This is a genomic window from Pseudomonas sp. NCHU5216, assembly GCF_052156495.1.
Taxonomy (GTDB): Bacteria; Pseudomonadota; Gammaproteobacteria; order Pseudomonadales; family Pseudomonadaceae; genus Aquipseudomonas.
This window is the reverse complement of the sequence record NZ_JBQLIX010000004.1, coordinates 161,071-183,929: the sequence shown is the minus strand read 5'-3', so window position 1 is coordinate 183,929 and position 22,859 is coordinate 161,071. Positions and strand designations below refer to the sequence as shown.

Below are 22,859 nucleotides of genomic sequence, written 5' to 3'. Positions count from 1 at the left end.
CCGCTTCCAGAATGCTCATGACTTCGCTCGCGCCCTTGGATCAACTCATCACCCGCTTCCAGCAGCAGACGCCCATCCGTGCCAGCTCGCTGATCATGACCCTGTACGGCGACGCCATCGAACCCCATGGCGGCACCGTGTGGCTGGGTAGCCTGATCCAGTTGCTCGAGCCCATGGGCATCAACGAGCGGCTGATCCGAACCTCGATCTTCCGCCTGACCAAGGAGGGCTGGTTGAGTGCCGAGAAGGTGGGGCGGCGCAGTTACTACAGCCTGACCGGTACCGGCCGGCGCCGGTTCGAGAAGGCCTTCAAGCGGGTCTACAGCTCCAGCGTGCCTGCCTGGGATGGCGCCTGGTGCCTGGTGGTGCTTTCGCAGTTGTCCCCGGACAAGCGCAAGCAGGTGCGCGAAGAGCTGGAGTGGCAAGGTTTTGGTGCAATCGCCCCGACCGTGCTGGCCAATCCCCGCTGCGACCGGGTCGATGTCGGCGCAACGCTGCAGGAGCTCGATGCCCTGGAAGACAGCATCATCTTCGAGACCCGTACACAGGACGTCCTGGCTTCGAGAGCGCTACGTGCCCAGGTTCGCGAGAGCTGGAACATCGATGAGCTGGGCAGGCATTACAGTGAATTCATCCAGTTGTTCCGCCCCCTGTGGAAGGAACTCAAGGAGCAGGAAAACCTGCAACCTGCAGATTGCTTTCTGGCCCGAACCTTGCTGATACATGAGTATCGCAAGCTATTGCTGCGCGATCCGCAGTTGCCGGATGAGCTCCTCCCGGGCGATTGGGAGGGGCGTGCGGCACGCCAGTTGTGCCGCAACATCTACCGTCTCATCTATCGCAGTGCCGAAACCTGGCTCAATGCAACGCTGGAAACCGCGGACGGCCCTCTGCCTGACGCCAACGAGAGTTTCTATCAGCGTTTCGGAGGGCTAAAGTAGCAATCGCTGGCGGTAACAAGCTGGCACGGCGGCAACCTATAACAAGATCCAGCCGAGTGTGAGGCTCTAGAGCCATGACGACCTTACGAGCAGAAATAGCCGGGCGTTTCGACGAATGGCTACATGATGTCAATCAAGCCTGTGGACACTTCGATGCCCAATGTCTGGGCGAAGGATTCTCCGGCGCCATCCGTGAACACCGCACGGGCGCTCTGCGATTGAGCTTCGTTGACATTGCCCAGGCCCGCCTGTTTCGCTCGTCGAAGGAAGTGGCGCAGAGCGACGGCAGGCATTTCTACCTGGTGAGCCAACTGGCGGGGCGCGCAGGCATGGAGCAGTCGGGCAATTGCGTCGAGATGCAGCCTGGCGATCTCACCCTGATCGACTCCAACGTGCCGAACAATTTTCTTTATGAAGATTCTTCGCGGCAGATATCCCTGATCCTTCCGCGTCATCTGCTCGAGCAGAACCTGCGTTTCTCCGAGGTTCATTGCGCCCAGCGCATTCCTGCCAGCGCACCGATGGCCGTCATGGCCAATCGTCTGCTTCTCGAATCGACGCTGCAGGGCGGGCTGAGCGTGAGTGAAAGCGAGGCGACCCTCGAGGCGCTGGTCAGCCTGTTGCGGCCCATGCTCTGTGCTAGCGAGAGCGTGCCCGATGCTCACGAGAAGATGTTCCGCAAGACGGTACGCTTCATCGACGAGCATCTGCGCAGCGAAGCGCTCTGCCCGGAGGTCATCGCCAGGGAGGTGGGGGTTTCCGTGCGGGGGCTGTATCGCATGTTCGCCAAGAAGGGCCTGGTCGTGGCGCAGTACATCAAGAACCGCCGGCTGGACTTCTGCGCCGAGTCATTGCGCCAGGCCAGCGGCGAGCAAAAACTCTCGGCACTGGGCTACGAGTGGGGGTTCACCGACTCCAGCTATTTCTCCACCGCATTCAAGGCGCGCTTCGGGGTTTCCCCCAGCGACTACCGCCGGCGTTACAGCCAGGGGCTTTAGATCGCGCAAGAGCAGTGCCTGCGCGCCTCCGTCAGTGTTTTGGCAAGTTGGCAAACAGGCCTGGCACGGGCAATAAAACTCCATCGATGTCGAGCGAGGACAATCAGGTTGTCAATCGGCCGGGTTTGGCGCTATCGCCGCGGGCCGGTTCAGCAAACTGGATGATGTGAGGTTCTGACTTGAAAGCCCTAACCAAGATGGCCGGCCTTGGCTGCCTGCTGCTGTCGGTGCCCGTGTTCGCGGCACAATGCCTGACTGCGCAGCAGCAGAAGGGCGAGACGCTGTTTACCAACGAATGCTCGGTGTGCCACTCGGTCACTACCGGGGGGGCCAGCAAGATGGGGCCTAATCTCAAAGGCCTGTTTGGTCGAACCTCGGGTAGCCTGCCCGGCTTCAGCTATTCCCAGGCGATGAAGGCCAAGGCGGTCGAATGGCAGATGGAAAGCCTGGAACAGTTCATCACCTCGCCGCAGGCCTTCGTGCCTGGCACCTACATGCCCTACATGGGGCTGGCGAATGCCGAGGATCGTCATGCGCTGGCGTGCTTCCTGAGTACGCAGAAGTAACTCGCGCAAATCCCCTCCACGCAATCTGTGGCGCAGGCGAGTTCCCGGCCTGTTGCCTGGCTCTTGTGCGGCGCGGCGCCCGGTCTGCGATGCTGACCGGGCGCGCCTTGGCCTCAGTAGCGGATGATCACCGACTTCAGCTCGGTATAGTCCTCGATGAAGGCGCTGCCGAACTCACGTCCAATGCCAGAAGCCTTGACGCCGCCGAACGGCACCGACGGGTCGATGAAGGTGTGCATGTTGACGTACACCGTACCGGCCTCGATCTGCGGAATCAGACGTAGCGCCTGGGACAGGTCATTGGTCCATACGCTGGCGGTGAGGCCGAAGGGGGAATCGTTCATCAGCGCCGGCAGCTCTTCCACCTCGTCGTAAGGCACCACGCAGAGGAGCGGGCCGAAGACTTCCTCGTGCAGGAAGCGATCCTGCCTGTCGTTGGCCAGGATCACGGTCGGCTCGACGAAGAAACCTGGCCCCGCGAGTGGGTTGCCGCCACAGATGACCTGGTTGTCCTGGCGCGCCGCGGCGAGCAATTGCGACACCTTGTCGAACTGCGGCTTGTTGGCCAGCGGGCCGAACTGCACGCTTTCGTTCAGCGGGGAGCCGGTACGCAAGTCCTTGAGCGCGGCGGCGAACTGCGCCAGGGTTTCTTCGAGCTGCGAGCGGTGCACGTAGATGCGCTCCGGCGACGCGCAGACCTGGCCCTGATGGACGTAGCCGGTCTGCACCAGGCCAGCCACGGCGCTGGCGATATCGGCATCGGGCAGCAGCGCGGCGGCGTTCTTGCCACCCAGCTCCAGGGTCACGCGGGTCAGGTTGGCGGCCATCGCGCTCTGGCCAACCTTCATCCCCGTCGGCACCGACCCGGTGAAGGACACCTTGGCCACCTGCGGATGCTCGATCAACTGAGCGCCGATCTCGCCCGTGCCGTTGACCACGTTCAGCACGCCCGCCGGCACCCCGGCCTCCACGGCCAGTTCGGCCAGGCGCAGCAGGGTGATCGGGGTGAACTCGCTTGGCTTGAGAATGATCGTGCAGCCGGTGGCCAGTGCGGCGCCGAGTTTCCAGATGGCGATCATCACCGAGAAGTTCCAGGGCACGATGCCGGCGACCACGCCGACGGGTTCGCGGCGCGTCATGGCGGTGTACTGCTCGCCTGCCATGGAGGGCAGCGAGGGCGTCATGGTCTCGCCGTTGATCTTGGTGGCCCAGCCGGCGTAATAGCGCAGGAACATCGCGCTTTGGCCAACCTCGAACAGGCGCGATAGCTGGATGTGCTTGCCCGAGCAGAGGGTTTCGAGTTGCGCCAGCTCCTCGCCATTGGCCTCGATAAGGTCGGCTAGGCGATTGAGGATCAGGCCGCGTTGATAGGGTGATGTCTGCGCCCATTCACCCGTGAAGGCGTTTCTGGACGACTGGCAGGCCGCTTCGACATCGGCGCTGGTGGCACCGTTGACATGAGCGATGACCTCGCCATCGGCCGGGTTGATCACGGCGATGCGCGTGTCGCTCGTGCCGCTGTGGTAACGGCCGTCGATGAAGTGGCCGTGATCGCGTTGCAGGTATTCACGTACTTTGGGCAGTAACTGGATGTCGCTCATGGAGTCTCCTGTGGGGCATGAGTGGCCCGAGCTTCTCGGTATTGACGAGGGTAAGTGGCGCCCGAATGCAGCGGAGTGCGGGTACCTGAATGCTCATGGCGTGCAACTCGCCAAAACCCTTGCACGTCTCTGGCCGCTGGCTCATTTACGTACGGCCTCGAGGCCTGACCAGGCTTCATCGAGTGTCTTTCGCTGGGCGGCTGGCACGGTTTCGAGCAGGTAGCTGCGTCTTCGCTGATCCGTGGTCAGCACCTGTCCTGGATTTGCCTTGGCAAAAGCCTGCATGGTCTGCGTGTCGTTGGGCAGCGGTGGGTAGAAATGAGAGTTGAGGGCGTTGCGAATGGCGACCGGTGGGCTGATGAGGAAGTCGATCAGGCGGTAGGCCAGTTTGGGGTTGGCGGCATCGCTCGGGATCGCCAGGGTATCGACGATGATTGCTGCGCCTTCCTCGGGGATGCTGTAGGTGAGCTTGGGGTTGCCTTGCATCGCACGCACGGCGTGGCCGCTCCAGGCCATGGCCAGACACAGCCTGCCATCGACGAGACCATCGACGAAGTCCCAATTGTTCATCTGCTGAACGAGCGGCATGACCGGCTTCAGCGTCTCCAGTTGCTTGCCGAGCTGCCGGTCGGTGGTGCGCGACAGGCGCCTTCCACGGTAATTGAGCAGCAGCGAAGAGACCTCGTCGGCTGCATCCAGCATGGCCACGCCGCAGCTACTGAGCTTGGCCAGCTCGGCCGGCGCGAACAGCAGCCGCCAGCTATTGGGCAGGGGGCCGCCGTAACTGGCTTGCGCCAGAGCGGGTGAGATCACCAGGCCGGTAGAGCCCCACAGGTAAGGCACGGCATGCTGATTGGCGCCAGGCAGGCCGGCGAGGATCGACAGCAGCCAGGGATCGAGATCAGCGTAATGAGCGAGCTGGTGGGTATCCAGCGGGGCCAGGCGCTTCTCGTCGATCAGTTGCTTGAGCATGAAGTGGCTCGGCATCACCAGGTCGTAGCGAGAGCCAGCGCCGAGTGCCTGGCGCAGTTCGTCGTTGCTCGTATAGCTCTGGTAATCGACGGCGATGCCGGTCTGCTTCTGAAAATCTTCCAGTACCCCGGGTTCGAGATAGTCCTTCCAGCCATAGACGTGCAGCACCTGCTGAGCATGGGCCTGCACGCTGCCGGCAAGCAGAACGATCGTGGCAAGCAGCAGTTTCATCAGGCACCCCCGGTGGCAGGCATGGACATTCGTTCAGTCGCTCGAACTGCAGAACGCTGGACCTATGCAAGGCATTTAAGCCAGATCGGCCGGGCGATATTTGCTTCTGGGTGCCAAGTTCTGGTGCTGGGGTGCCAATCGCTCGATGAACCCTGGGTAGTGGCAAGAGGCGGTGGCGTCAGCGTGCAGGTAGACATGAAACATGCTGCGCGCTTCGCCCCTGCAAGCCCTGACAGAAGGCTTCTACGCAGCCAGGCATCAGGCGAACTGAACTGCGCGGCGTGTGGCCGGGTCTGTTTCAGTACCCCATCATGGAATGCAAAGGAGCACCGCATGGATCTTATCCGTATCCTCATCGCCATCCTGCTGCCGCCGCTGGGCGTGTTTCTTCAGGTGGGTTTCGGCGGCGCGTTCTGGCTGAACATCCTGCTCACCCTGCTGGGCTACATTCCCGGCATCGTGCACGCGGTGTACATCATCGCCAAACGCTGAAGCCGTAACGAACGCAACGAGCAGGGGTGCAGAGCGTCCCAGGCGGCATTCCCACGCGGAGCGTGGGAACGATCTAAAAAACGCGCCCGTGCGCGGATTTTTGGTCCCCGGTAGGAGCGCAGAGGAGGCGTTCCTAACGGGGATCAGGCTCTCTTTCCAGTGAATTCCTACATCGATCTTGTCTTGTCACTCCAGACGCAGAAGTTGCGCGCCGAATAGTTGGCACAGGCTGCGCTTTTGCGCACAGAGGCGTATTGTGTATGTACATAAGTACATACAGGAGGTGTCGTGCGCTTTGAATGGGACGAAGCCAAGAACCAGGCCAACATCCGCAAGCACGGCATCGACTTCAACGACGTGCCGGATATCTTTCAACACCCGATGCTGGCCTTGCGTGATGACCGAGCGGACTACGGCGAAGAGCGCTGGGTCAGCATCGGCTGGATCAAGGTACTGATCGGTGTGGTCGTATACACCGAACGGCGAGGCGATGTGATTCGCATCATCTCTGCCCGAAAAGCCACCAAGCAGGAGGCCAGACGCTATGTCGAAAGCATCGAAAACTGACTGGGAACGCCTGGCCAAGCAGGACGACCAGGACATCGACACCAGTGACATACCCGAGCTGGGCGATGATTTCTTTCGTCGTGCCGAGCTACGCGTGCCGGTGAAGCAGGCGGTGACCATCCGTCTCGATGCCGATGTGCTGGAGTGGTTCAAGAGCCAGGGCGCGGGCTACCAGACGCGCATCAACCAGCTACTGCGCCAGTACATGCAGGGCCAGCAGAACAATTCGCCACGGTGATGGGGGCGCTAAGCGCCTGTAGTGATGACGTGTTCGATCCTGTAAGTCTCTCTGTAGAGTGAGCGGGTGGCCCCTCGCTTTATCCGCGAAAGAGCCAGGCATCAAAGCGACAAGCATCGCGAATGAATTCGCTCCTACACTGACCTCACTCGCGCCGCAAGAAGTGCACGCTGAACAACTGCGCCGGGTCGCGCCACATGGCCACGGAGGCGAAGCCACAATCGCCTGCCAGCTCGCGAAAGCCGCCCGGCGTGTACTTGTAGGAATTCTCCGTGTGCAGCGTCTCGCCGGCAGCGAAGTCGAACACGCGGTCTTCGATGCGTACCCGCTGCGCCTGGCGGCTGACCAGGTGCATCTCGATGCGCGACTCGGCCTCGTTGTAGAAGGCCCGATGCTCGAAGCGGCGTGGGTCGATATCGCAGTCCAGCTCGTTGCGCATGCGCTCCAGCAGGTTGAGGTTGAACTGCGCGGTGACCCCGGCCTGATCGTTGTAGGCGCGCTCCAGCACCTGACGATCCTTGACCAGATCCACGCCGATCAGCAGGCCACTGCCGGCTGGCAAGGCCTGATGCAGGTTGCGCAGAAAGGCGCGGGCCTCGCTCGGGTCGAAATTGCCGATGCTGGAGCCGGGGAAGAACGCCAGCGGGCGCTGCCCCAGCGCGTCGGCGGGCAGCTTCAGCGGTAGGCTGAAGTCGGCGCACAGGGCGTGCACGTCCAACCAGCGATAGTCGGCCGCCAGGCGCCGGGTGCAGATCTCCAGAAACTCGCGGGAGATATCGATGCCCAGGTAACGCGCCGGGCGCAGCGCTTCGAGCAGCAGGCGAATCTTGCGGCTGGCGCCGCTGCCCAGCTCCACTAGGCTGGCGTTGCGCCCGGCCAGCTCGGCGATATCCTTGGCCGCCAGGCGCAGGATGGTTTCCTCGGTGCGCGTCGGGTAGTACTCCGGCTGCTGGCAGATCAGCTCGAAGAGCTGCGAGCCACGATGATCGTAGAAGAACTTCGGCGACATCGCCTTCGGGCTGGCCGCGAAGCCGCGCAAGGCTTCCTCGCGCAGTGACTCCTGTTCCGGGCTGAGGGTTTGTTCGTGGGTGCGGATTGCCAATGCCATGCTCAAAGCTCCTTGGCCAGGCGCAGGCCGGAGAACTGCCAGCGCATCGTGGGGTAGAAGAAGTTGCGGTAGGTGGGGCGCACGTGGTCTTCCGGCGTGGCGCAACAGCCGCCGCGCAACACCATCTGCCCGGACATGAACTTGCCGTTGTACTCACCCAGGCTGCCGCCCAGCGGGCGAAAACCGGGGTAGGGCCGGTAGGCGCTGGCCGTCCATTCCCAGACATCGCCATAGAGCTGCTGTAGGCCATCGCCCGCGCCCGCAGCCACCGGCTGCAGGTGATCGTTCTCGACGAAGTTGCCCCACAGCGGCTCATCCTGCGCGGCCACCTCCCATTCCTCCTCGCGCGGCAAGCGTGCCTGCGCCCAAGTGGCGAAGGCCTCGGCCTCGTAGTAGCTCAGGTGGCAGACCGGTGCATGCAGATCCAGCTCGCGCGGGCCGCCCAGGGTCAGCTCCAACCAGTCGTCGCCCTCGCGCAGCCAGTACAGCGGCGCCTGCCAGCCTGCGCGCTGGATATGATCCCAGCCGTCCGCCAGCCACAGCGCCGTGCTGCGATAACCGCCATCACGGATGAACTGCAGATACTCGCCATTGCTCACCGGCCGGCTGGCGAGCTGGAAGGCCTCGACGAATACCCGGTGGCGCGGCCGCTCGCAATCGAAGGCAAAGCCCTCGCCGGCATGGCCGACATGGCGCAGCCCGGCGGGAAAGTCCACCCAGCGCAGCTCGCTTGCGGCAGCCCCGCCCGGCTTGAGGTCGCGGCGGTAAACCGGGCGCAACGGGTTCTGCGCCAGGATGTGCTTGATATCCATCAGCAGCAGCTCCTGATGCTGCTGCTCGTGCTCCAGGCCCAGCTCGATACGCTGCAGCACCTCATCGGCCAGTGCGCTGCCCGGCTGAAGCAAGCGCTCCATGGCCAGGTCGACATGGCTGCGATAGGCGTACACCTCGTTCACCGTCGGCCGTGACAACAAACCCCGCCGCGCCCGCTCGAAGGGCGTGCCGTGGGTCTGGTAATAGGAGTTGAACAGGTGGTCGTAGCGCTCATCCAGCGAGCGATAGCTCGGCAGGAAGGGCTTCAGCACGAAGGCCTCGAAGAACCAGGTGACATGGGCGAGATGCCACTTCGGCGGGCTGACGTCCGCCATGCTCTGGATCACATAGTCTTCCGGTTCCAGCGGCTCGCAGAGCCGCTCGCTGGCGGCACGCACCCGCTGGTAACGCTGCCATAGCTGTTCGAGTCGAGAAGGTGAGGCGTCGATCCTGCTGGCGCGGTCTCGCATATCGCGCATCCTTTGCTGGCGTCGCGAAGCGCGACGGTTCTTAAAACCGACTGGGCGATAAGGGCAAAGGTTCAGGGAAAAGTGTGGCGTTTATATGGCAGGGGGCGGAAGCGGGGGTTAACGGTTGGGGGGGTGGGCATCAAGAACTGGGCGGGGCATACCATCTGTATGGCACTGGCTGCCTCGCCTGGGGTTTTCAGCGGCCTGCTCGAGCAATCTGATTCGCTTTGCTTTCTCGGATGGTTCGGTATACGTTACATTCAATATAAATTGTTACGTATACAAAACATGGACTATTCCCTTATCACGCAGCGGCTTGGCGAGCAGCTTCGGCAGCGCCGCTTGAATCGCGGGCTGACGCAGGCCGCGCTGGCTTCGCTGGCGGGTATCACGCGGCAAAAGGTCATTGCCATCGAGAAGGGCGACCTCTCGGTTGGGATGATGGCCTATGCGCGTGTGCTGGGGGCGCTAGATGGTGAGTTTGAGGTTGTCCCTGCGCGAATGCCCACGCTGGACGAAATCCATGGCGTATTCGACTGATGCATGTCCGTGGCCCAGGAACTGGGCATTCGGTGCCGGAGTTCTACCTTTCCGACAACGCCAAACTGTTCGTCGTAAATCGTGGCCTGTCCATGATTATTTAAGACTCAACTCTTACCTCCGCCTACATCATGAGAAAATGTATCGTCCTGTTTTTTATTCTATTCGTGGCTCATCTCTATATCGGGTTCTATGAGACTCGCTGGGCGGAAGACAACAAGAGGGTTTTCTTCATCAAGAAGTACCCATCTCTACAGGTCGAGTTTGTGAATCTCTTTGCTAGCGATGCGGATGACAAGCCCTTGGAGCAGTTGAGCCCGCTGGAGCGAGCTACGGTGCGCGATTACTGCAAGTTCCGCCTGGGCATCGAAACGCATCTTGAAACTCAGGAAGAGCTCAATGCCTGCAAGGCTCGGTAACCCGCTTCGTCCGAATCTTCGACACCTTCCAAATTCAGCAGGTGACCCTGACCTTCCGGCATTTCATCGGAGGGCGGCGGGATTGATGTATACAGCCGCCTCCATCCTGCTGCATTCGGGCGAAACCAAGTTTTCCAGTCCACTGCGAGTCACGAAGTACACATCCTTCACTTCAACTTTAAATAAGACAGGCGGCATTCAACGATCTGCTCCGGCTCGAAAACGTACACGCCACCAGCGCGTCAGCCACGATTGGGGTTGGCGGGGTGTCGGGTGAGGCTGTCGATGGAAGCGCGGCAGCTCGCCCAGGGCGATCCACAGCTCACCTTGCCACTCCAGCAAATTGACCTGCTGGTTATCCCAGGCCATCAGGCAGCGCGAGGGCTCATGATCGGCGGCTGCTTCACTGTCGCGCAGCGCCGGCAAGGCCACATGGCTAAGCCAGCGCCGCAGGTGACGGTTCTCCGGATGTGAGAAGCGCCACAACGCCCTGTACATACCTGACTCACTAAGCACCTCCACCGCCTCCAACTGCCCGCTGGCCAGTTGGAAGTGCACTACTCGCACTTGGTCGGTATCCATCAGCCGGCAGATCCGCTCCGGGTGGCGATGACCCAGCAAACGCGCAAACTCACGGGCACAGACCCACGGCTGGCGGTCGATCATCACGCCACGTAACGGGCGGTTATGGCGCATCAGCACGATGGGGATGTAGGCGTCTTCCATAAGGCCTCCAGCAATCTAAATTGCATTATCTGAAAATCAGATATCTGGAGATTAGATATACCGTACCTGTCCTGTCAACGGACGGATGCGCCTCCTGTGGAAAAGTCGGTTTATCGAGACGAAAACCTCGTTTTCTTGAAATTGCTCAAACAGTGCCGGGTCGAGGCAGGGCTGACCCAGGGCGACTTCGCCAAAGCGCTTGACCGCCCACAGTCCTTTGTCAGCGACGTAGAACGCGGACTGCGTCGGTTGGATCTGATCCAACTACGGGATATCTGTCAGGTGCTGGGCATTAGCTTGAGCAGCTTTGTGCAGCGGTTTGAGGATGAGTTGGCTGGTGATAGTGATGGCGGGGACAAAGGGAAGAGCCAGTGCGACGGGTAGTGGTTGCACCCAGAGTGGTGTACCACTACCAGAGGAAATCTGTCCCCCGATTTCCCTGATTCTCTATGCCCCTGACTCTCCTAGTCGTCACGATTGTCTAATAGACTCGAAAGAAATAAATCGTCATGTCAGATCAATAGATAAATAAGGCCATGTCCTCAAGACATGACCAAGTTGTCGTGATGGCTCGCAATTTTCTGGGGCTATGACTAACGAAGTAAACTACTTGAACGGCCATGATAGTATGATCGTGCAGGATCACGCTCGGAGCCGGCAAGAGAGCTGGAGCGTTCAAGTTTTTGAAGGTGGCTTAATGCGTTAAGTTCGGCTTTAGAGTTGTCTCTGAGTCGCCAAAATAGCGAGCTGTACTTGAAGAGTTGAAGTAAATTTAATATGTCGTTGTTTTGAGAAAATACAGTCCACAACAGGTTGTGGCATTTGTCGTGAAGTTTTGCCAGGTTATCATTATGCAAATGATGATATATCCCTATTAGCTCAGAGATTACCTGAGGCTCTAGTCGTTTATTTACCTTGAGCAAAGTGGAAGCTAAGTCGAGAAAAGATCTAACGCGACTATAGTGTAGGCTGTTTGATTTGCAAAAATCTACAACCTGCTCCAGTTCTTTAATTTTAAAGCTGTCATCAGGAAGGGCGATGATTCTATCAAGTGCGATGTTTACATATGGAGCGCCCTTGGCTTTTTTGGCTCGAACTTCAAGTTGCGATAGCTCTTTATCTAGTCCTGGCTCCTGTTTGGCTAAAAGAATAACATGAGCTGCCTGCAAAGAGTCTCCGCCGCGGGCTAGCTTCTGAACTTTTTCAGCATGCTCTATCGCCTTGTCATGCTGCTTGCGCTTTGAGTAGATCAGCGCAATTATCAAATGTATTGATGCGGAAGTCTTTGAGTCTTTTAGCCTTTGCTCAGCATTGAGCAAGAGTTCTAATGCTTCACTTGAAGCACCTTCCACATCAGACATCCTTAATGCCTTTGCATACAAATAGCTAAGATACCAATATTCGCTATCTTGGATGCTTAACTCGAACCATGGCTTGAGAGAAATGTAAAGGTCTTGAACAGCTTTGTAGTACGACTTCCTTGTGATCATTGCACAAAACTGAGAGGCCAAACTCATGGCGACAGATACTGACCTTTCAGAACCCACTGCAGTGGAAAACACATCAACGATAAAGGATCTGGCGTTATTTATTTCTGAGGATTGCTCACCTATACTTCCGGACTTGAATATAGAGTGAAATTTAATATTATTTGTTTCCCAGGAATCTCCAAAATAAAGCTTAATGGCGTCACTTTTGATTTTTTTTAACTCTCTTGCTTTTACCTCTTGCTGGATCCATTGGCGTGCGCCTCGCGTTACAACTAGCCTTTTTTTAGGGGTGCGAACACCTGCATGCCCGAATCTGTCTTGCTCTTCTATATAGATAAATCCCTCTTTGAGCAGAATAAGAACATGGTCAGTTGTGAACTTTTTGACCTTGTTTACCCTTTTGATGTTTTCAAGGTACTCACCATAGGGAAATGCTGACAAGCTTTTCAGCAATGAAAATGCATACTGGCGCTTTATGTCTTTCGAGTTCGCGAGGTTGGATAATAAAACACTCAGCCTGCCACTTATGTCGACATTGGTCGCTCCTCGCTCCGTGACTATCTCATGCATGGAAGCTACTGTGAGCTTCTCAAGGGCTCTAATTATGAGTCCAGGAACTCCATTAGAATATTCAAATAGTTGATGAAAATCTTCTCGGTTAAGCCCTCCACGGTATAAAGAATGATTTTCTATATATGCCATTGTGTCTGCAGCACTGAGCGCCAGCAACTCGACTGTTTTTACGCTTACAGGTGGGGGTTGCCGAGAAATCATGATTACTCGTAAATCATGGCAAAATGAAGTTAGAATTTGAGATAGCGTCTCAAACTCTAAATAAAGAGCATCCTTGCTCTCCGTTGAGTCAAATGGTACATCTCTAAATATAAGGTACGAAGCTCCAGAGACCGATAGCTCATTACAAAATGACTCGAAGGACTGGCCGAAAATTTCTTGAACCTGTCGGCCAAAAAGCTCTCGCGTTGTGTAATTTTCAACATTGATTTCATATACTCCCTCGATATCAGCTGACTCCTGCGAAACGAGTGCCCAAACAAACTCATCTTCATGCATACCCCAGTCAGCGGCTATCCATAGACTTCGCTGTTCTTCTAATCCTTTTTTTGCCTGATGTAGCTGTGCATGCCTTACAACTGTTGATTGTGGTGATGGCATCAACGAAATACGTATTGCATCTAGATTGACACGCTTTATACCTTGTTCCATGAGCCTCATAGGCGGAGTGCTTTCAATCTCGCCAATCCCCGGTGAAGTCTTATTGGTGATACTTGAAAACAGGTTTTCAAGAAAGCCGGGAAGTTGTGCGCGTTCTGCCCCATACTCTACTGTCTCAACAAGGCCGTACCACTCCTTTTTGCGACTAGCACTTTCGGCGCTGCTGGTGAGTGCAAAGTTTGGTATTCGTCCAGACTTTAAGTCTGAATTAAGCCATTTTAAAATATTCTGAAAGTTCGGGTCGTTGAATGTTCCGCCGCAGCCGACGAAAATCAATGTCTGTAGAACAGTTAAATTCTGCTGAAAGAAATCTCTCGGTTTATTACCCAGTATTCTCTCGTAGTCAGAGTCGCTCAGTACACACGACTCTGTTTTTTCCCAATATCCATGAAGATGCAATATCGCTTTCTTATCACCTTTCAGCCATGAGATTACGCTATCTGTATCGTCTATGGTAATAGATGGTAAACCTGTTGCTTGTTCTAGAAGAGAGTCATAGTTGAGTGTGCAGAATCGCACTCCAGCATCGGAAATATTTTTCAAGATATTTCGCAGGTTATCATCTGCAATTGTTACTTGGCTGAATGCTTTATTGAACCATCTAGCATAGTTTACATGACCGGGACCTGATAGTTTTTTTGATAAGAAACCAGCGACCGACAAAATCTCATCAGTGCCACTGTCACCTGATAGCATTCCAAGCCATTTCTCTTTTGATTCTTCCTCCAGAAGACCACTTTCTGTTGCGTAATCATAGCCATGCTTAATAAGCCCGAGCCATGACAGTTGTGGGTAAGAGTTTTCTGTAAGGGCAAGACTTAGTCCGGTTCCGGTTACAAGTATAGTGTCTTTGGTTGGTCGTATCTTTGAAATTGCCTCGGCGATATATTCTTTTGACATGCTATATTCTCATAAATCTATTAATTTCTAATGAGCACTAATTCAAGCGAGAGATAATTTATACAAAATCTGGCTTCTTGCTGTTCTGCTGTATCTATCAGATATGTTTTTTCCCAGTGTTTGGAAACGCAAGGAGAAGAAATTGCGGAAATGGGGGCAGATTTATTTAAGAGCGCGTGATTCATGCTGGTCTCCTGGCTCTATCTCTCAAAGACTTTGCATCGTCCTGCACTTCGGAAACCCCGAACACCCCCAAAACTGCTGCCCCGCCTTCGGCCCTGTCTTCACTGTACGAATCAGCAGCGCATTGCCGCATTTCGGGCACTGCCGCTCGGCTGTCGGATCACTACGTCGCTCGAGGTTCTGCACATGTTCGCGGTGTGTGGCGAGGGTCGGCACACGGCGGCCGGTTTGCAGGGTGTGCAGCATGGCGTCGACTTCGGCCTCGCTGAATACCGGCTGCTGGAATGACTGGATATAGCGGATAAAGCCGATGCCTTGGGTGACGTTGGCTGGCACTTCGGTTTTGAAGGTGCTGCCGCCGATAAAAGTGATGACCGAATGCAGATGCTCGGGGCTGACGCCAAGGGTGGCTTCCAGGGCTTTGAGGTGCTTGTAGTTCTGCCGTAGCGGGTTCTGGAATTTGAAGGTGCGTTTGTAGAGCTTCTGCGTCCACTGCGTCTGCTTTTCGCTGCCGAAGATCCAGCCGCTCATATTCTTCGTTTCCAGCACGAAGATGCCGTAGGGCGAGAGGAATATGTGGTTGAGCTGTGTGGTGCCGTTCGGCGTATTCAGGGCACCTCTAAAAACTACCTGCGTTGCCGTCGCTGCGTTAAAAACAGGCTCAACATGCTCATTTACAACACGTAAACTGCGCTTTTTCGCCTGTTTTTGCCTTGCGCTGGCTGCCTCGCCTACGTTTTTAGAGGCACCCTTCAGGGTGATGTTGTGCAGGCGGCGGTAGGTCTGCTTATCCAACTGCCAATGGGCGAACAGGCGCACCAGCAATTCACCGATCTGCCCCTTGGCCCAGGGCGATTTGAGCAGGCCGATCAGCAGGGCCGCCGGGATAAACCAGGCCAGCATGCCCCACACCTGGGCGACTATCGGGGTGAAATCCATTTTTCTTCCTTGGCCGTGCTGCTTGAGGGGCGCCTTTACCACGGGCGAGCAGATGTGCCGAAATCCAGATGCCTGGCACTGCTTCGGATAATGGCTAATTGCTTTCGAGTGCTCAAGTGGATTGAGACCATCGTCCTATGGGCGGTGGGTCGTTATGTGGCAGCTCTTCAGGGAGGGGGCATCAGGTATTCGTGGAGAGGCTGTTCTGTTGGGATTCAGCTAATGGCGAGTGCTCTCGCTGTGAGCCGATTGGACAGGCTATTCGGCTCATTCGATGAGCCGAATCACGCCGAACAAGTGACAGGTTCAATTGCACGAGCGTGCAGTAGGCGCAGAGCCCCAGGCGCGGCAGCTATCGGGCGGTGGGATGAACCAGTCATGCAGAAACGAAAAAGCCCCAGGTTTTCACCTGGGGCTTTTCGCGATCTGGCGCATCCGGCGGGATTCGAACCCACGACCCCTGCCTTCGGAGGGCAGTACTCTATCCAGCTGAGCTACGGATGCGTTGCGGGGCGCAATCATACTCATATGGGCGCTTAGCGTCCATTGTGCATGGATGTTCGTTATTCCGAACGTACTTTACACTTTTTGGCGGCTTAAGCGTCTTGTGCGTGAGTTTTTTGTCATTATTTTGGGGTTTTTGCCTTGGCGGCTATTGCCCTTTACCCCTGCCGCTCCTAGGATTCGTTTGAGATTTCAAACGCAGTGTTCGCTCATCCCGAACCCTTCGCCAATCAGCGGCTCTTAATTCTTTACCAGGCCCGTGTCGCGCTTCTTGCGCGGCGTGGTTCGTGTCCATGACTCCACCCCGACGCCTGGGCGTCGGAACCCGAAGGAGACTGCCATGCAACTGAAAGACGCCCAACTGTTCCGCCAGCAGGCCTATATCGATGGCCAGTGGCTCGATGCCGACGGCGGCCAGACCATCGCCGTGAACAACCCGGCGACCGGCGAGATCATCGGCCAGGTGCCGAAGATGGGCCGCGCGGAAACCCGCCGCGCCATCGAGGCCGCCGAGAAGGCGCTGCCGGCCTGGCGTGCGCTGACCGCCAAGGAACGTGCGAACAAGCTGCGTCGCTGGTTTGAGCTGCTGATGGAAAACCAGGATGACCTAGGCCGCCTGATGACCCTGGAGCAGGGCAAGCCGCTGGCCGAGGCCAAGGGTGAGATCGCCTACGCCGCTTCCTTTATCGAGTGGTTCGCCGAAGAGGCCAAGCGCGTCTATGGTGACGTGATTCCGGGCCACCAGCCGGATAAGCGCCTGATCGTGATCAAGCAGCCGATTGGCGTTACTGCCGCCATTACCCCGTGGAACTTCCCCGCCGCGATGATCACCCGCAAGGCCGGCCCGGCGCTGGCTGCCGGTTGCACCATGGTGATCAAGCCGGCTTCGCAGACGCCGTTCTCCGCACTGGCTCTGGTCGAGCTGGCCGAGCGTGCCGGCATCCCCAAAGGTGTGCTGAGCGTGGTGACCGGCAGCGCTGGCGAAGTGGGTGGCGAGCTGACCAGCAACCCCATCGTGCGCAAGCTGAGCTTCACCGGCTCCACCGAGATCGGTCGCCAACTGATGGCCGAGTGCGCCCAGGACATCAAGAAGGTGTCGCTGGAGCTGGGCGGCAACGCGCCGTTCATCGTCTTCGATGACGCCGACCTGGATGCCGCCGTGGAAGGCGCGCTGATCTCCAAGTACCGCAACAACGGCCAGACCTGCGTCTGCGCCAACCGCATATACGTGCAGGATGGCGTCTACGAGGCCTTCGCCGAGAAGCTCAAGGCCGCTGTGGCCAAGCTGAAGATCGGTAACGGCATGGAAGACGGCACCACCACCGGCCCGCTGATCGACGAGAAGGCCGTGGCCAAGGTGCAGGAGCACATCGCCGACGCCGTGAACAAGGGCGCCAAGGTGGTGCTGGGCGGCAAGCCGCATGCGCTGGGCGGCACCTTCTTCGAGCCGACCATTCTGGTGGACGTGCCGAAGAGCGCCGCCGTGGCCAAGGAAGAGACCTTCGGCCCGCTGGCGCCGCTGTTCCGCTTCAAGGACGAGGCCGAGGTGATCGCCATGGCCAACGATACCGAGTTCGGCCTGGCCTCCTACTTCTATGCCCGCGACCTGGGCCGCGTGTTCCGCGTGGCCGAGGCGCTGGAGTACGGCATGGTGGGCATCAACACCGGGCTGATCTCCAACGAAGTGGCGCCGTTCGGCGGCGTGAAGGCCTCTGGCCTGGGCCGCGAGGGTTCCAAGTACGGGATCGAGGATTACCTCGAGATCAAGTACATGTGCCTGGGCGGTATCTGATCCGCTGGCGAGAGCGCGGGGCAATCGGCTCTGCGCCTCGCTTGAAATACCCTGGTGCGCACGGCGCACCCTACGAGTTCGCGACGCGCCTGGCGCTTTGATCTAGAGCGTAGCGAGCCAGAATTTCCCCCGCCTCCGGCGGCCCGACGCAGTCGATCATCGTATGCTGCGGCGATCCCCCTCCAGAGGCATTTCCTTGCAACCGAGCCGCCCGATGACGGCCATGAGGACACCATGAGCAAGACCAACGAATCCCTGCTGCAACGCCGCCAGGCCGCCGTACCGCGCGGTGTCGGCCAGATCCACCCGATCGTCGCCGAGCGCGCCGAGAACGCCACCGTGTGGGATGTGGAAGGTCGCGAGTACATCGATTTCGCCGGCGGCATCGCCGTACTCAACACCGGCCACCTGCACCCGAAGGTGGTAGCGGCCGTGCAGGAGCAACTGACCAAGCTCAGCCACACCTGCTTCCAGGTGCTGGCCTACGAGCCCTATATCGAGCTGTGCGAAGAGATCGCCAAGCGCGTGCCGGGTGACTTCGCCAAGAAGACCCTGCTGGTCACCTCTGGCTCCGAAGCCGTGGAGAACGCAGTGAAGATCGCCCGTGCCGCCACCGGCCGCGCCGGCGTGATCGCCTTCACCGGCGCCTACCACGGCCGCACCATGATGACCCTGTCGCTGACCGGCAAGGTGGTGCCGTACTCCGCTGGCATGGGCCTGATGCCCGCCGGCGTTTACCGCGCCCAGGCGCCGTGCCCGCTGCATGGTGTGAGCGAGGACGAGGCCATCGCCAGCATCGAGCGCGTGTTCAAGAACGACGCGCAGCCGCAGGACATCGCCGCCATCATCATCGAGCCGGTGCAGGGCGAGGGTGGTTTCTACGTCAACTCGCCGGCCTTCATGCAGCGCCTGCGCGCCCTGTGCGACCAGCACGGCATCCTCCTGATCGCTGACGAAGTGCAGACCGGCGCTGGCCGTACCGGCACCTTCTTCGCCACCGAGCAACTGGGCGTGGTGCCGGATCTGACCACCTTCGCCAAATCCGTTGGCGGCGGCTTCCCGATCTCCGGCGTATGCGGCAAGGCCGAGATCATGGACAAGATCGCCCCCGGTGGCCTGGGCGGCACTTACGCCGGCAGCCCGATTGCCTGTGCCGCGGCCCTGGCCGTGCTCAAGGTGTTCGACGAGGAGAACCTGCTGGCGCGCTCCAACGCCGTGGGCGAGAAGCTCAAGGCGGGTCTGAAAACCATCGCCGAGAAGCACAAGGTGATCGGTGATGTGCGTGGCCTGGGTTCGATGGTGGCCATCGAGCTGTTCGAGGGCGGTGACCACAGCAAGCCGGCTGCCGAGCTGGTGGGCAAGATCGTTGCTCGTGCACGCGAGAAGGGCTTGATCCTGCTGTCGTGCGGCACCTACTACAACGTCATCCGCTTCCTGATGCCCGTCACCATTCCGGACGCGCAACTGGAAAAAGGCATCGCCATCGTCGCCGAGTGCTTCGACGAGCTGGCCTGAGGCATTTCCGCTGTACTTGCGCCCGTGGCTCACCAGGCCGGGCGCACCTGAGACCCGCCGCGTGCGGGTCTTTTTTTGCCTGGAGCAAGTTGGCCGGTCGCCGCTGAAGCGCCTCCCACAGGTGCGCTGCTGGTCGGGCTGCAGCCTGTGGGAGGGGCTTTAGCCGCGACGGATCGCCTGCCTGCGAAATCCCCGGATTGCATCCGGGCTACGGTTTGGCATCAGCACTGGGCTCAGTGTGCGCGACTCAATGCGTCGAGCTGCTGGTTGACGTCATGGCTGGCCCGCTCCATCTGCGCCACGGCCTGCAGGGTACGTTCCCAATCCTCTGCCTGGGCGGCGTGCAGCGCTTCCTGGGCGGCTCCGTGCACCTGGCGGTGCGGTGCCTCCAGTTGCTGGTAGGCGCGTGTATTGCCGTAGCGGGCAATGGTCTCGGCATTCTGGTACCAGTGGCCGAGGCGACAGTGCTGATGATCGACCAGTTCGGTATTGGCATGCTGGTGCTGCAGGCGCTGGTAGATGTCGAACTTGAACAGCAGGTGGTCGAGCTTGACCGCCTCGCAGAAGGAGCTGAGCGCGATGCGCTCGATCAGCCCGTTCATGTGCGCGCCGAGTTCGACCATTCTGTCCAGGGTGCTGGCCGACTGCGAGACCTCCGTCGATAGCCGCGAGGCTTCGCCGGAGAGCAGGCCGATGGCGCCACTGGCGCGCTCGGTGTCCTGGTTGATACCGGCAACGAGCTGGCTGATTTCCTGCGTGGCCTGATGGGTGCGCTGGGCCAGGGCACGCACCTCGTCGGCGACCACGGCGAAGCCACGGCCCTGTTCGCCGGCACGGGCCGCTTCGATGGCGGCGTTGAGGGCCAGCAGGTTGGTCTGATCGGAGATCGCCTTGATCAACTCGACGATGCGGCTGATGTCGCCAACCCGCTCCTGCAATTGCTCGACGCTCTGCACGCTCTGTACGCCCTGCTCGGACATGTTGCCGAGCGCGCTGGAAAAGCCGGCGAGCAGGGTGGCGGTCTGGTGGAACACGTCCTGATGCTCGCGCTGTTTGTCGACATCGACGCGCAACTGTTCGGCTTGCACCACCACACCATCGCGGGTGGCCGAGAGCGACTCCTGGAAGTGGCCCAGCTCCTGCTGGAGCTGCTCGTGAAAGCGGCTCATGGCATTGAGCTGGTTCTGTTCTTGTTGCGTCTGGCGCAACAGCTCGCGGGCATCTTCCAGCTCGCGCTGCATGGCCTGTCTTTCGGCCTCCAGGCGCTCGATCTGGCGTTGCTGATCATGGCATTGCTGGCGCAGTTTACGGTTGAACATTCGGGGCAACTCCCATGGGGCATAAGCGACTGCATGGTGGCAGTGTGCCGTGCGGTTCTCTGCCCGATATTGACGCCGAGCAGGCGTATGGGCAGAAAAAGGCCCGCACGCGGCGGGCCAAAGGGTGACAAGCAACAGGAATCGGGGAACTTACTTGGGCTCGAAGATCACATACACCTTGCGGCAAGCTTCCAGCACTTCCCAGGTGCCGGAGAACCCGGCGGGGATGACGAAGCGGTCGCCGGCGCGCACCGTCTTGGCGTTGCCCTCGGTGTCGCGCAGCACGGAAACGCCCTGGAGGATCTCGCAGTACTCGTGCTCGGTGTAGTTCACCGTCCACTGGCCCACCGCGCCTTCCCAGATGCCGGTGCTGAACTGGCCGCAAGGGCTGCTGTAGTGGTTGCGCACGCTTTGTGCCGGGTCGCCCTTGAGCACCTTTTCCGGGGCGGGGCGGTAGTGCTCGGCGGCCGTGCCGGCCTGGGCGAAGTCGACGATCTGCTCGATGTTCATCTGGCGCTTCCGTGATGGACGAGGTGGTTGGCTGGGATGCTGCCGCACGACTGTATTTGCAGCAGTCTATGTGTGGAAAAACGAACATGACAAGGGTTTATCTGTTGTTTTTGTCAAAAATATTGAAAACCCCTGCGCCGCTGGTTTAGTGTGGCGAACAGCTTTGGCCAGCGCGCTGGCCTGCCCAGATTTTCGCCGGTGCCTGCCCTCGCGGGCGCACCCAGGCCCACATGAGAGGATGCCGGAATGACTAGCCTGACCCGTGCCGACTGGGAACAACGTGCCCAGGATCTGAACATCGAAACCCGCGCCTTCGTCCATGGCGAGTACCGCGCGGCCGAATCCGGGGCCACCTTCGAGTGCATCAGCCCGGTCGACGGCCGCATGCTCGGCCTGGTGGCGAGCTGCGACCAGGCCGACGCCGAGCTGGCGGTCAAGGACGCCCGCGCCACCTTCGACTCCGGCGTGTGGTCGCGCCTGGCGCCGGTCAAGCGCAAGCAGGTGATGATTCGCTTCGCCGACCTGCTCGAGGCTCACGCCGAAGAGCTGGCCCTGCTGGAAACCCTGGACATGGGCAAGCCCATTGGTGACTCGCTGGGCATCGACGTGCCGGCCGCCGCCCGCGCCATCCGCTGGAGCGGCGAGGCCATCGACAAGATCTACGACGAGGTGGCCGCCACCCCGCACGATGAGCTGGGCCTGGTCACCCGCGAGCCGGTGGGGGTGGTCGCCGCCATCGTGCCGTGGAACTTCCCGCTGCTGATGACCTGCTGGAAGCTCGGCCCGGCGCTGTCCACCGGTAACTCGGTAATTCTCAAACCCTCCGAGAAGTCGCCGCTGACCGGCATCCGCATCGCCCAACTGGCCATCGAGGCCGGCATCCCGGCTGGTGTGTTCAACGTGCTGCCGGGCTTCGGCCATACCGTGGGCAAAGCCCTGGCCCTGCACATGGACGTCGACACCCTGGTGTTCACCGGCTCGACCAAGATCGCCAAGCAACTGATGATCTACGCCGGCGAGTCGAACATGAAGCGCGTGTGGCTGGAGGCCGGTGGCAAGAGCCCGAACATCGTCTTCGCCGACGCCCCGGATCTGCAGGCCGCTGCCTCTGCCGCCGCCAGCGCCATCGCCTTCAACCAGGGCGAGGTGTGCACCGCCGGCTCGCGCCTGCTGGTGGAAAACTCGATCAAGGACAAGTTCGTGCCCATGGTGGTCGAGGCCATCAAGGCCTGGAAACCGGGCCATCCGCTGGATCCGGCGACCAACGTCGGCGCGCTGGTGGACAGCACGCAGATGAACAACGTGCTGAGCTACATCCAGGCCGGCCATGAAGACGGCGCCAAGCTGGTGGCCGGTGGCAATCGCGTGCTGGAGGAAACCGGTGGCACCTACGTAGAGCCGACCATTTTCGACGGCGTGAGCAACGCCATGCGCATCGCCAAGGAAGAGATCTTCGGCCCGGTGCTGTCGGTGATCGGTTTCGATGACGAAGCCGAAGCCGTGGCCATCGCCAACGACACCGTCTATGGCCTGGCGGCTGGTATCTGGACGAGCAACCTGTCCCGTGCCCATCGTGTCGGCAAGGCAGTGCGTGCCGGCAGCGTGTGGATCAACCAGTACGACGGCGGTGACATGACCGCGCCGTTCGGCGGCTTCAAGCAGTCCGGCAACGGCCGCGACAAATCGCTGCATGCCTTCGACAAGTACACCGAGATCAAGGCCACCTGGATCAAGCTCTGAACAGCAGCTACAAGCTGCAAGCCATAAGCTGCAAGTGAAAGCGGCTGGGCTT

22 protein-coding genes, 1 tRNA gene and 1 pseudogene are annotated in these 22,859 nt (G+C 59.3%); 13 read left to right on the top strand and 11 right to left on the bottom strand.

All coding sequences use genetic code 11. The annotated features are described in order from the left end of the window. Positions 1 to 17: 17 nt before the first annotated feature. The 3 genes from paaX to ACSVIK_RS05175 all read left to right on the top strand — a co-directional run bounded on the left by paaX (position 18) and on the right by ACSVIK_RS05175 (position 2,505). Positions 18 to 941, top strand: a complete 924-nt coding sequence (gene paaX / locus ACSVIK_RS05185; RefSeq protein WP_442443293.1) for a phenylacetic acid degradation operon negative regulatory protein PaaX — start codon at positions 18 to 20, stop codon at positions 939 to 941. A 74-nt stretch (positions 942 to 1,015) separates the two neighbouring features. Then, positions 1,016 to 1,939, top strand: coding sequence for a transcriptional regulator FeaR (gene feaR / locus ACSVIK_RS05180; protein WP_442443292.1), 924 nt, complete (start codon positions 1,016 to 1,018; stop codon positions 1,937 to 1,939). Positions 1,940 to 2,136: 197 nt separating this feature from the next. Continuing rightward, a complete protein-coding gene (locus ACSVIK_RS05175; protein ID WP_442443343.1) occupies positions 2,137 to 2,505 on the top strand; it encodes a c-type cytochrome in 369 nt (122 codons plus the stop codon). A gap of 113 nt (positions 2,506 to 2,618) precedes the next feature. On the opposite strand, the gene ACSVIK_RS05170 is transcribed toward ACSVIK_RS05175, so the two are convergent. Beyond that, positions 2,619 to 4,106 (bottom strand): aldehyde dehydrogenase family protein, encoded by a 1,488-nt coding sequence (locus ACSVIK_RS05170; RefSeq protein ID WP_442443291.1) that lies wholly within the window; start codon positions 4,104 to 4,106, stop codon positions 2,619 to 2,621. A 141-nt stretch (positions 4,107 to 4,247) separates the two neighbouring features. Then, positions 4,248 to 5,309, bottom strand: a complete 1,062-nt coding sequence (locus ACSVIK_RS05165; RefSeq protein ID WP_442443290.1) for an extracellular solute-binding protein — start codon at positions 5,307 to 5,309, stop codon at positions 4,248 to 4,250. Between the two features lie 333 nt (positions 5,310 to 5,642). On the opposite strand from ACSVIK_RS05165, the gene ACSVIK_RS05160 reads away from it, so the two are divergent. The 3 genes from ACSVIK_RS05160 (at position 5,643) to ACSVIK_RS05150 (ending at position 6,606) form a co-directional block, all read left to right on the top strand. Next, positions 5,643 to 5,801 (top strand): YqaE/Pmp3 family membrane protein, encoded by a 159-nt coding sequence (locus ACSVIK_RS05160; RefSeq protein WP_003084988.1) that lies wholly within the window; start codon positions 5,643 to 5,645, stop codon positions 5,799 to 5,801. A gap of 288 nt (positions 5,802 to 6,089) precedes the next feature. Then, entirely contained in the window at positions 6,090 to 6,368 is a 279-nt protein-coding gene (locus tag ACSVIK_RS05155; protein ID WP_442443289.1) for a BrnT family toxin, read from the top strand. After that, entirely contained in the window at positions 6,346 to 6,606 is a 261-nt protein-coding gene (locus ACSVIK_RS05150) for a BrnA antitoxin family protein (protein WP_442443288.1), read from the top strand. The genes ACSVIK_RS05155 and ACSVIK_RS05150 overlap by 23 nt, the downstream gene beginning before the upstream one ends. A gap of 145 nt (positions 6,607 to 6,751) precedes the next feature. Here ACSVIK_RS05150 and egtD read toward each other — a convergent pair whose 3' ends face one another. Next, a complete protein-coding gene (gene egtD / locus ACSVIK_RS05145) occupies positions 6,752 to 7,714 on the bottom strand; it encodes an L-histidine N(alpha)-methyltransferase (protein ID WP_442443287.1) in 963 nt (320 codons plus the stop codon). 2 nt (positions 7,715 to 7,716) lie between these two features. Further along, positions 7,717 to 8,997 carry an ergothioneine biosynthesis protein EgtB gene (egtB, locus tag ACSVIK_RS05140; RefSeq protein ID WP_442443286.1) on the bottom strand — a complete coding sequence of 427 codons (1,281 nt, stop codon included), beginning with the start codon at positions 8,995 to 8,997 and terminating at the stop codon, positions 7,717 to 7,719. A 288-nt stretch (positions 8,998 to 9,285) separates the two neighbouring features. On the opposite strand from egtB, the gene ACSVIK_RS05135 reads away from it, so the two are divergent. Next, positions 9,286 to 9,537: a helix-turn-helix transcriptional regulator gene (locus ACSVIK_RS05135; protein WP_442443342.1), complete on the top strand. Its 252-nt coding sequence runs from the start codon at positions 9,286 to 9,288 to the stop codon at positions 9,535 to 9,537. A gap of 167 nt (positions 9,538 to 9,704) precedes the next feature. Then, positions 9,705 to 9,956 carry a hypothetical protein gene (locus tag ACSVIK_RS05130; protein WP_442443285.1) on the top strand — a complete coding sequence of 84 codons (252 nt, stop codon included), beginning with the start codon at positions 9,705 to 9,707 and terminating at the stop codon, positions 9,954 to 9,956. A 198-nt stretch (positions 9,957 to 10,154) separates the two neighbouring features. Here the strand turns inward: ACSVIK_RS05130 and ACSVIK_RS05125 are convergent, their stop codons facing one another. After that, entirely contained in the window at positions 10,155 to 10,682 is a 528-nt protein-coding gene (locus tag ACSVIK_RS05125; RefSeq protein ID WP_442443284.1) for a BRO-N domain-containing protein, read from the bottom strand. 96 nt (positions 10,683 to 10,778) lie between these two features. On the opposite strand from ACSVIK_RS05125, the gene ACSVIK_RS05120 reads away from it, so the two are divergent. Further along, on the top strand, positions 10,779 to 11,066 hold the full coding sequence (locus ACSVIK_RS05120) for a helix-turn-helix domain-containing protein (RefSeq protein WP_442443283.1): 288 nt from the start codon (positions 10,779 to 10,781) through the stop codon (positions 11,064 to 11,066). 209 nt (positions 11,067 to 11,275) lie between these two features. On the opposite strand, the gene ACSVIK_RS05115 is transcribed toward ACSVIK_RS05120, so the two are convergent. The 3 genes from ACSVIK_RS05115 to ACSVIK_RS05105 all read right to left on the bottom strand — a co-directional run bounded on the left by ACSVIK_RS05115 (position 11,276) and on the right by ACSVIK_RS05105 (position 15,931). Continuing rightward, positions 11,276 to 14,305 (bottom strand): SIR2 family NAD-dependent protein deacylase, encoded by a 3,030-nt coding sequence (locus ACSVIK_RS05115; protein WP_442443282.1) that lies wholly within the window; start codon positions 14,303 to 14,305, stop codon positions 11,276 to 11,278. Positions 14,306 to 14,512: 207 nt separating this feature from the next. Then, positions 14,513 to 15,427, bottom strand: coding sequence for an NERD domain-containing protein (locus ACSVIK_RS05110; RefSeq protein ID WP_442443281.1), 915 nt, complete (start codon positions 15,425 to 15,427; stop codon positions 14,513 to 14,515). A 427-nt stretch (positions 15,428 to 15,854) separates the two neighbouring features. Next, positions 15,855 to 15,931, bottom strand: a tRNA-Arg gene (locus ACSVIK_RS05105). A gap of 340 nt (positions 15,932 to 16,271) precedes the next feature. Between ACSVIK_RS05105 and gabD the strand changes: the two genes are divergently transcribed. Continuing rightward, the gene (gene gabD, locus ACSVIK_RS05100; protein WP_442443280.1) at positions 16,272 to 17,723 is read left to right on the top strand and encodes an NADP-dependent succinate-semialdehyde dehydrogenase; all 1,452 of its coding nucleotides are present in this window, start codon (positions 16,272 to 16,274) and stop codon (positions 17,721 to 17,723) included. A gap of 234 nt (positions 17,724 to 17,957) precedes the next feature. Then, positions 17,958 to 19,238: a 4-aminobutyrate--2-oxoglutarate transaminase gene (gene gabT / locus ACSVIK_RS05095; RefSeq protein ID WP_442443279.1), complete on the top strand. Its 1,281-nt coding sequence runs from the start codon at positions 17,958 to 17,960 to the stop codon at positions 19,236 to 19,238. 233 nt (positions 19,239 to 19,471) lie between these two features. Here gabT and ACSVIK_RS05090 read toward each other — a convergent pair whose 3' ends face one another. From ACSVIK_RS05090 to ACSVIK_RS05080, 3 genes and pseudogenes are all read right to left on the bottom strand, one after another. Continuing rightward, positions 19,472 to 19,840 carry a CZB domain-containing protein gene (locus ACSVIK_RS05090; RefSeq protein ID WP_442443341.1) on the bottom strand — a complete coding sequence of 123 codons (369 nt, stop codon included), beginning with the start codon at positions 19,838 to 19,840 and terminating at the stop codon, positions 19,472 to 19,474. A 24-nt stretch (positions 19,841 to 19,864) separates the two neighbouring features. After that, positions 19,865 to 20,140, bottom strand: a pseudogene (locus tag ACSVIK_RS05085) (methyl-accepting chemotaxis protein); the annotation flags it as partial. 567 nt (positions 20,141 to 20,707) lie between these two features. Beyond that, on the bottom strand, positions 20,708 to 21,067 hold the full coding sequence (locus ACSVIK_RS05080; protein WP_442443278.1) for a cupin domain-containing protein: 360 nt from the start codon (positions 21,065 to 21,067) through the stop codon (positions 20,708 to 20,710). On the opposite strand from ACSVIK_RS05080, the gene ACSVIK_RS05075 reads away from it, so the two are divergent. Further along, positions 21,060 to 21,317, top strand: a complete 258-nt coding sequence (locus ACSVIK_RS05075) for a hypothetical protein (RefSeq protein ID WP_442443277.1) — start codon at positions 21,060 to 21,062, stop codon at positions 21,315 to 21,317. The two genes, ACSVIK_RS05080 and ACSVIK_RS05075, sit on opposite strands and share 8 nt — an antisense overlap. After that, positions 21,314 to 22,807, top strand: a complete 1,494-nt coding sequence (locus ACSVIK_RS05070; RefSeq protein ID WP_442443276.1) for an aldehyde dehydrogenase — start codon at positions 21,314 to 21,316, stop codon at positions 22,805 to 22,807. Before ACSVIK_RS05075 ends, ACSVIK_RS05070 begins: the two co-directional genes overlap by 4 nt. The last annotated feature ends 52 nt before the right edge of the window (positions 22,808 to 22,859 follow it).

Excerpts from the sequence above, each read along its gene's own strand:
- feaR (WP_442443292.1), top strand. The coding sequence starts at position 1,016 with ATGACGACCTTACGAGCAGAAATAGCCGGGCGTTTCGACGAATGGCTA.
- ACSVIK_RS05075 (WP_442443277.1), top strand. The coding sequence starts at position 21,060 with ATGTTCATCTGGCGCTTCCGTGATGGACGAGGTGGTTGGCTGGGATGC.
- ACSVIK_RS05150 (WP_442443288.1), top strand. The coding sequence starts at position 6,346 with ATGTCGAAAGCATCGAAAACTGACTGGGAACGCCTGGCCAAGCAGGAC.
- ACSVIK_RS05160 (WP_003084988.1), top strand. The coding sequence starts at position 5,643 with ATGGATCTTATCCGTATCCTCATCGCCATCCTGCTGCCGCCGCTGGGC.
- gabT (WP_442443279.1), top strand. The coding sequence starts at position 17,958 with ATGAGCAAGACCAACGAATCCCTGCTGCAACGCCGCCAGGCCGCCGTA.
- ACSVIK_RS05135 (WP_442443342.1), top strand. The coding sequence starts at position 9,286 with ATGGACTATTCCCTTATCACGCAGCGGCTTGGCGAGCAGCTTCGGCAG.
- ACSVIK_RS05125 (WP_442443284.1), bottom strand. The coding sequence starts at position 10,682 with ATGGAAGACGCCTACATCCCCATCGTGCTGATGCGCCATAACCGCCCG.
- egtB (WP_442443286.1), bottom strand. The coding sequence starts at position 8,997 with ATGCGAGACCGCGCCAGCAGGATCGACGCCTCACCTTCTCGACTCGAA.
- paaX (WP_442443293.1), top strand. The coding sequence starts at position 18 with ATGACTTCGCTCGCGCCCTTGGATCAACTCATCACCCGCTTCCAGCAG.
- ACSVIK_RS05175 (WP_442443343.1), top strand. The coding sequence starts at position 2,137 with ATGGCCGGCCTTGGCTGCCTGCTGCTGTCGGTGCCCGTGTTCGCGGCA.
- egtD (WP_442443287.1), bottom strand. The coding sequence starts at position 7,714 with ATGGCATTGGCAATCCGCACCCACGAACAAACCCTCAGCCCGGAACAG.
- ACSVIK_RS05115 (WP_442443282.1), bottom strand. The coding sequence starts at position 14,305 with ATGTCAAAAGAATATATCGCCGAGGCAATTTCAAAGATACGACCAACC.
- gabD (WP_442443280.1), top strand. The coding sequence starts at position 16,272 with ATGCAACTGAAAGACGCCCAACTGTTCCGCCAGCAGGCCTATATCGAT.
- ACSVIK_RS05170 (WP_442443291.1), bottom strand. The coding sequence starts at position 4,106 with ATGAGCGACATCCAGTTACTGCCCAAAGTACGTGAATACCTGCAACGC.
- ACSVIK_RS05080 (WP_442443278.1), bottom strand. The coding sequence starts at position 21,067 with ATGAACATCGAGCAGATCGTCGACTTCGCCCAGGCCGGCACGGCCGCC.
- ACSVIK_RS05070 (WP_442443276.1), top strand. The coding sequence starts at position 21,314 with ATGACTAGCCTGACCCGTGCCGACTGGGAACAACGTGCCCAGGATCTG.
- ACSVIK_RS05110 (WP_442443281.1), bottom strand. The coding sequence starts at position 15,427 with ATGGATTTCACCCCGATAGTCGCCCAGGTGTGGGGCATGCTGGCCTGG.
- ACSVIK_RS05090 (WP_442443341.1), bottom strand. The coding sequence starts at position 19,840 with ATGAACGGGCTGATCGAGCGCATCGCGCTCAGCTCCTTCTGCGAGGCG.
- ACSVIK_RS05165 (WP_442443290.1), bottom strand. The coding sequence starts at position 5,309 with ATGAAACTGCTGCTTGCCACGATCGTTCTGCTTGCCGGCAGCGTGCAG.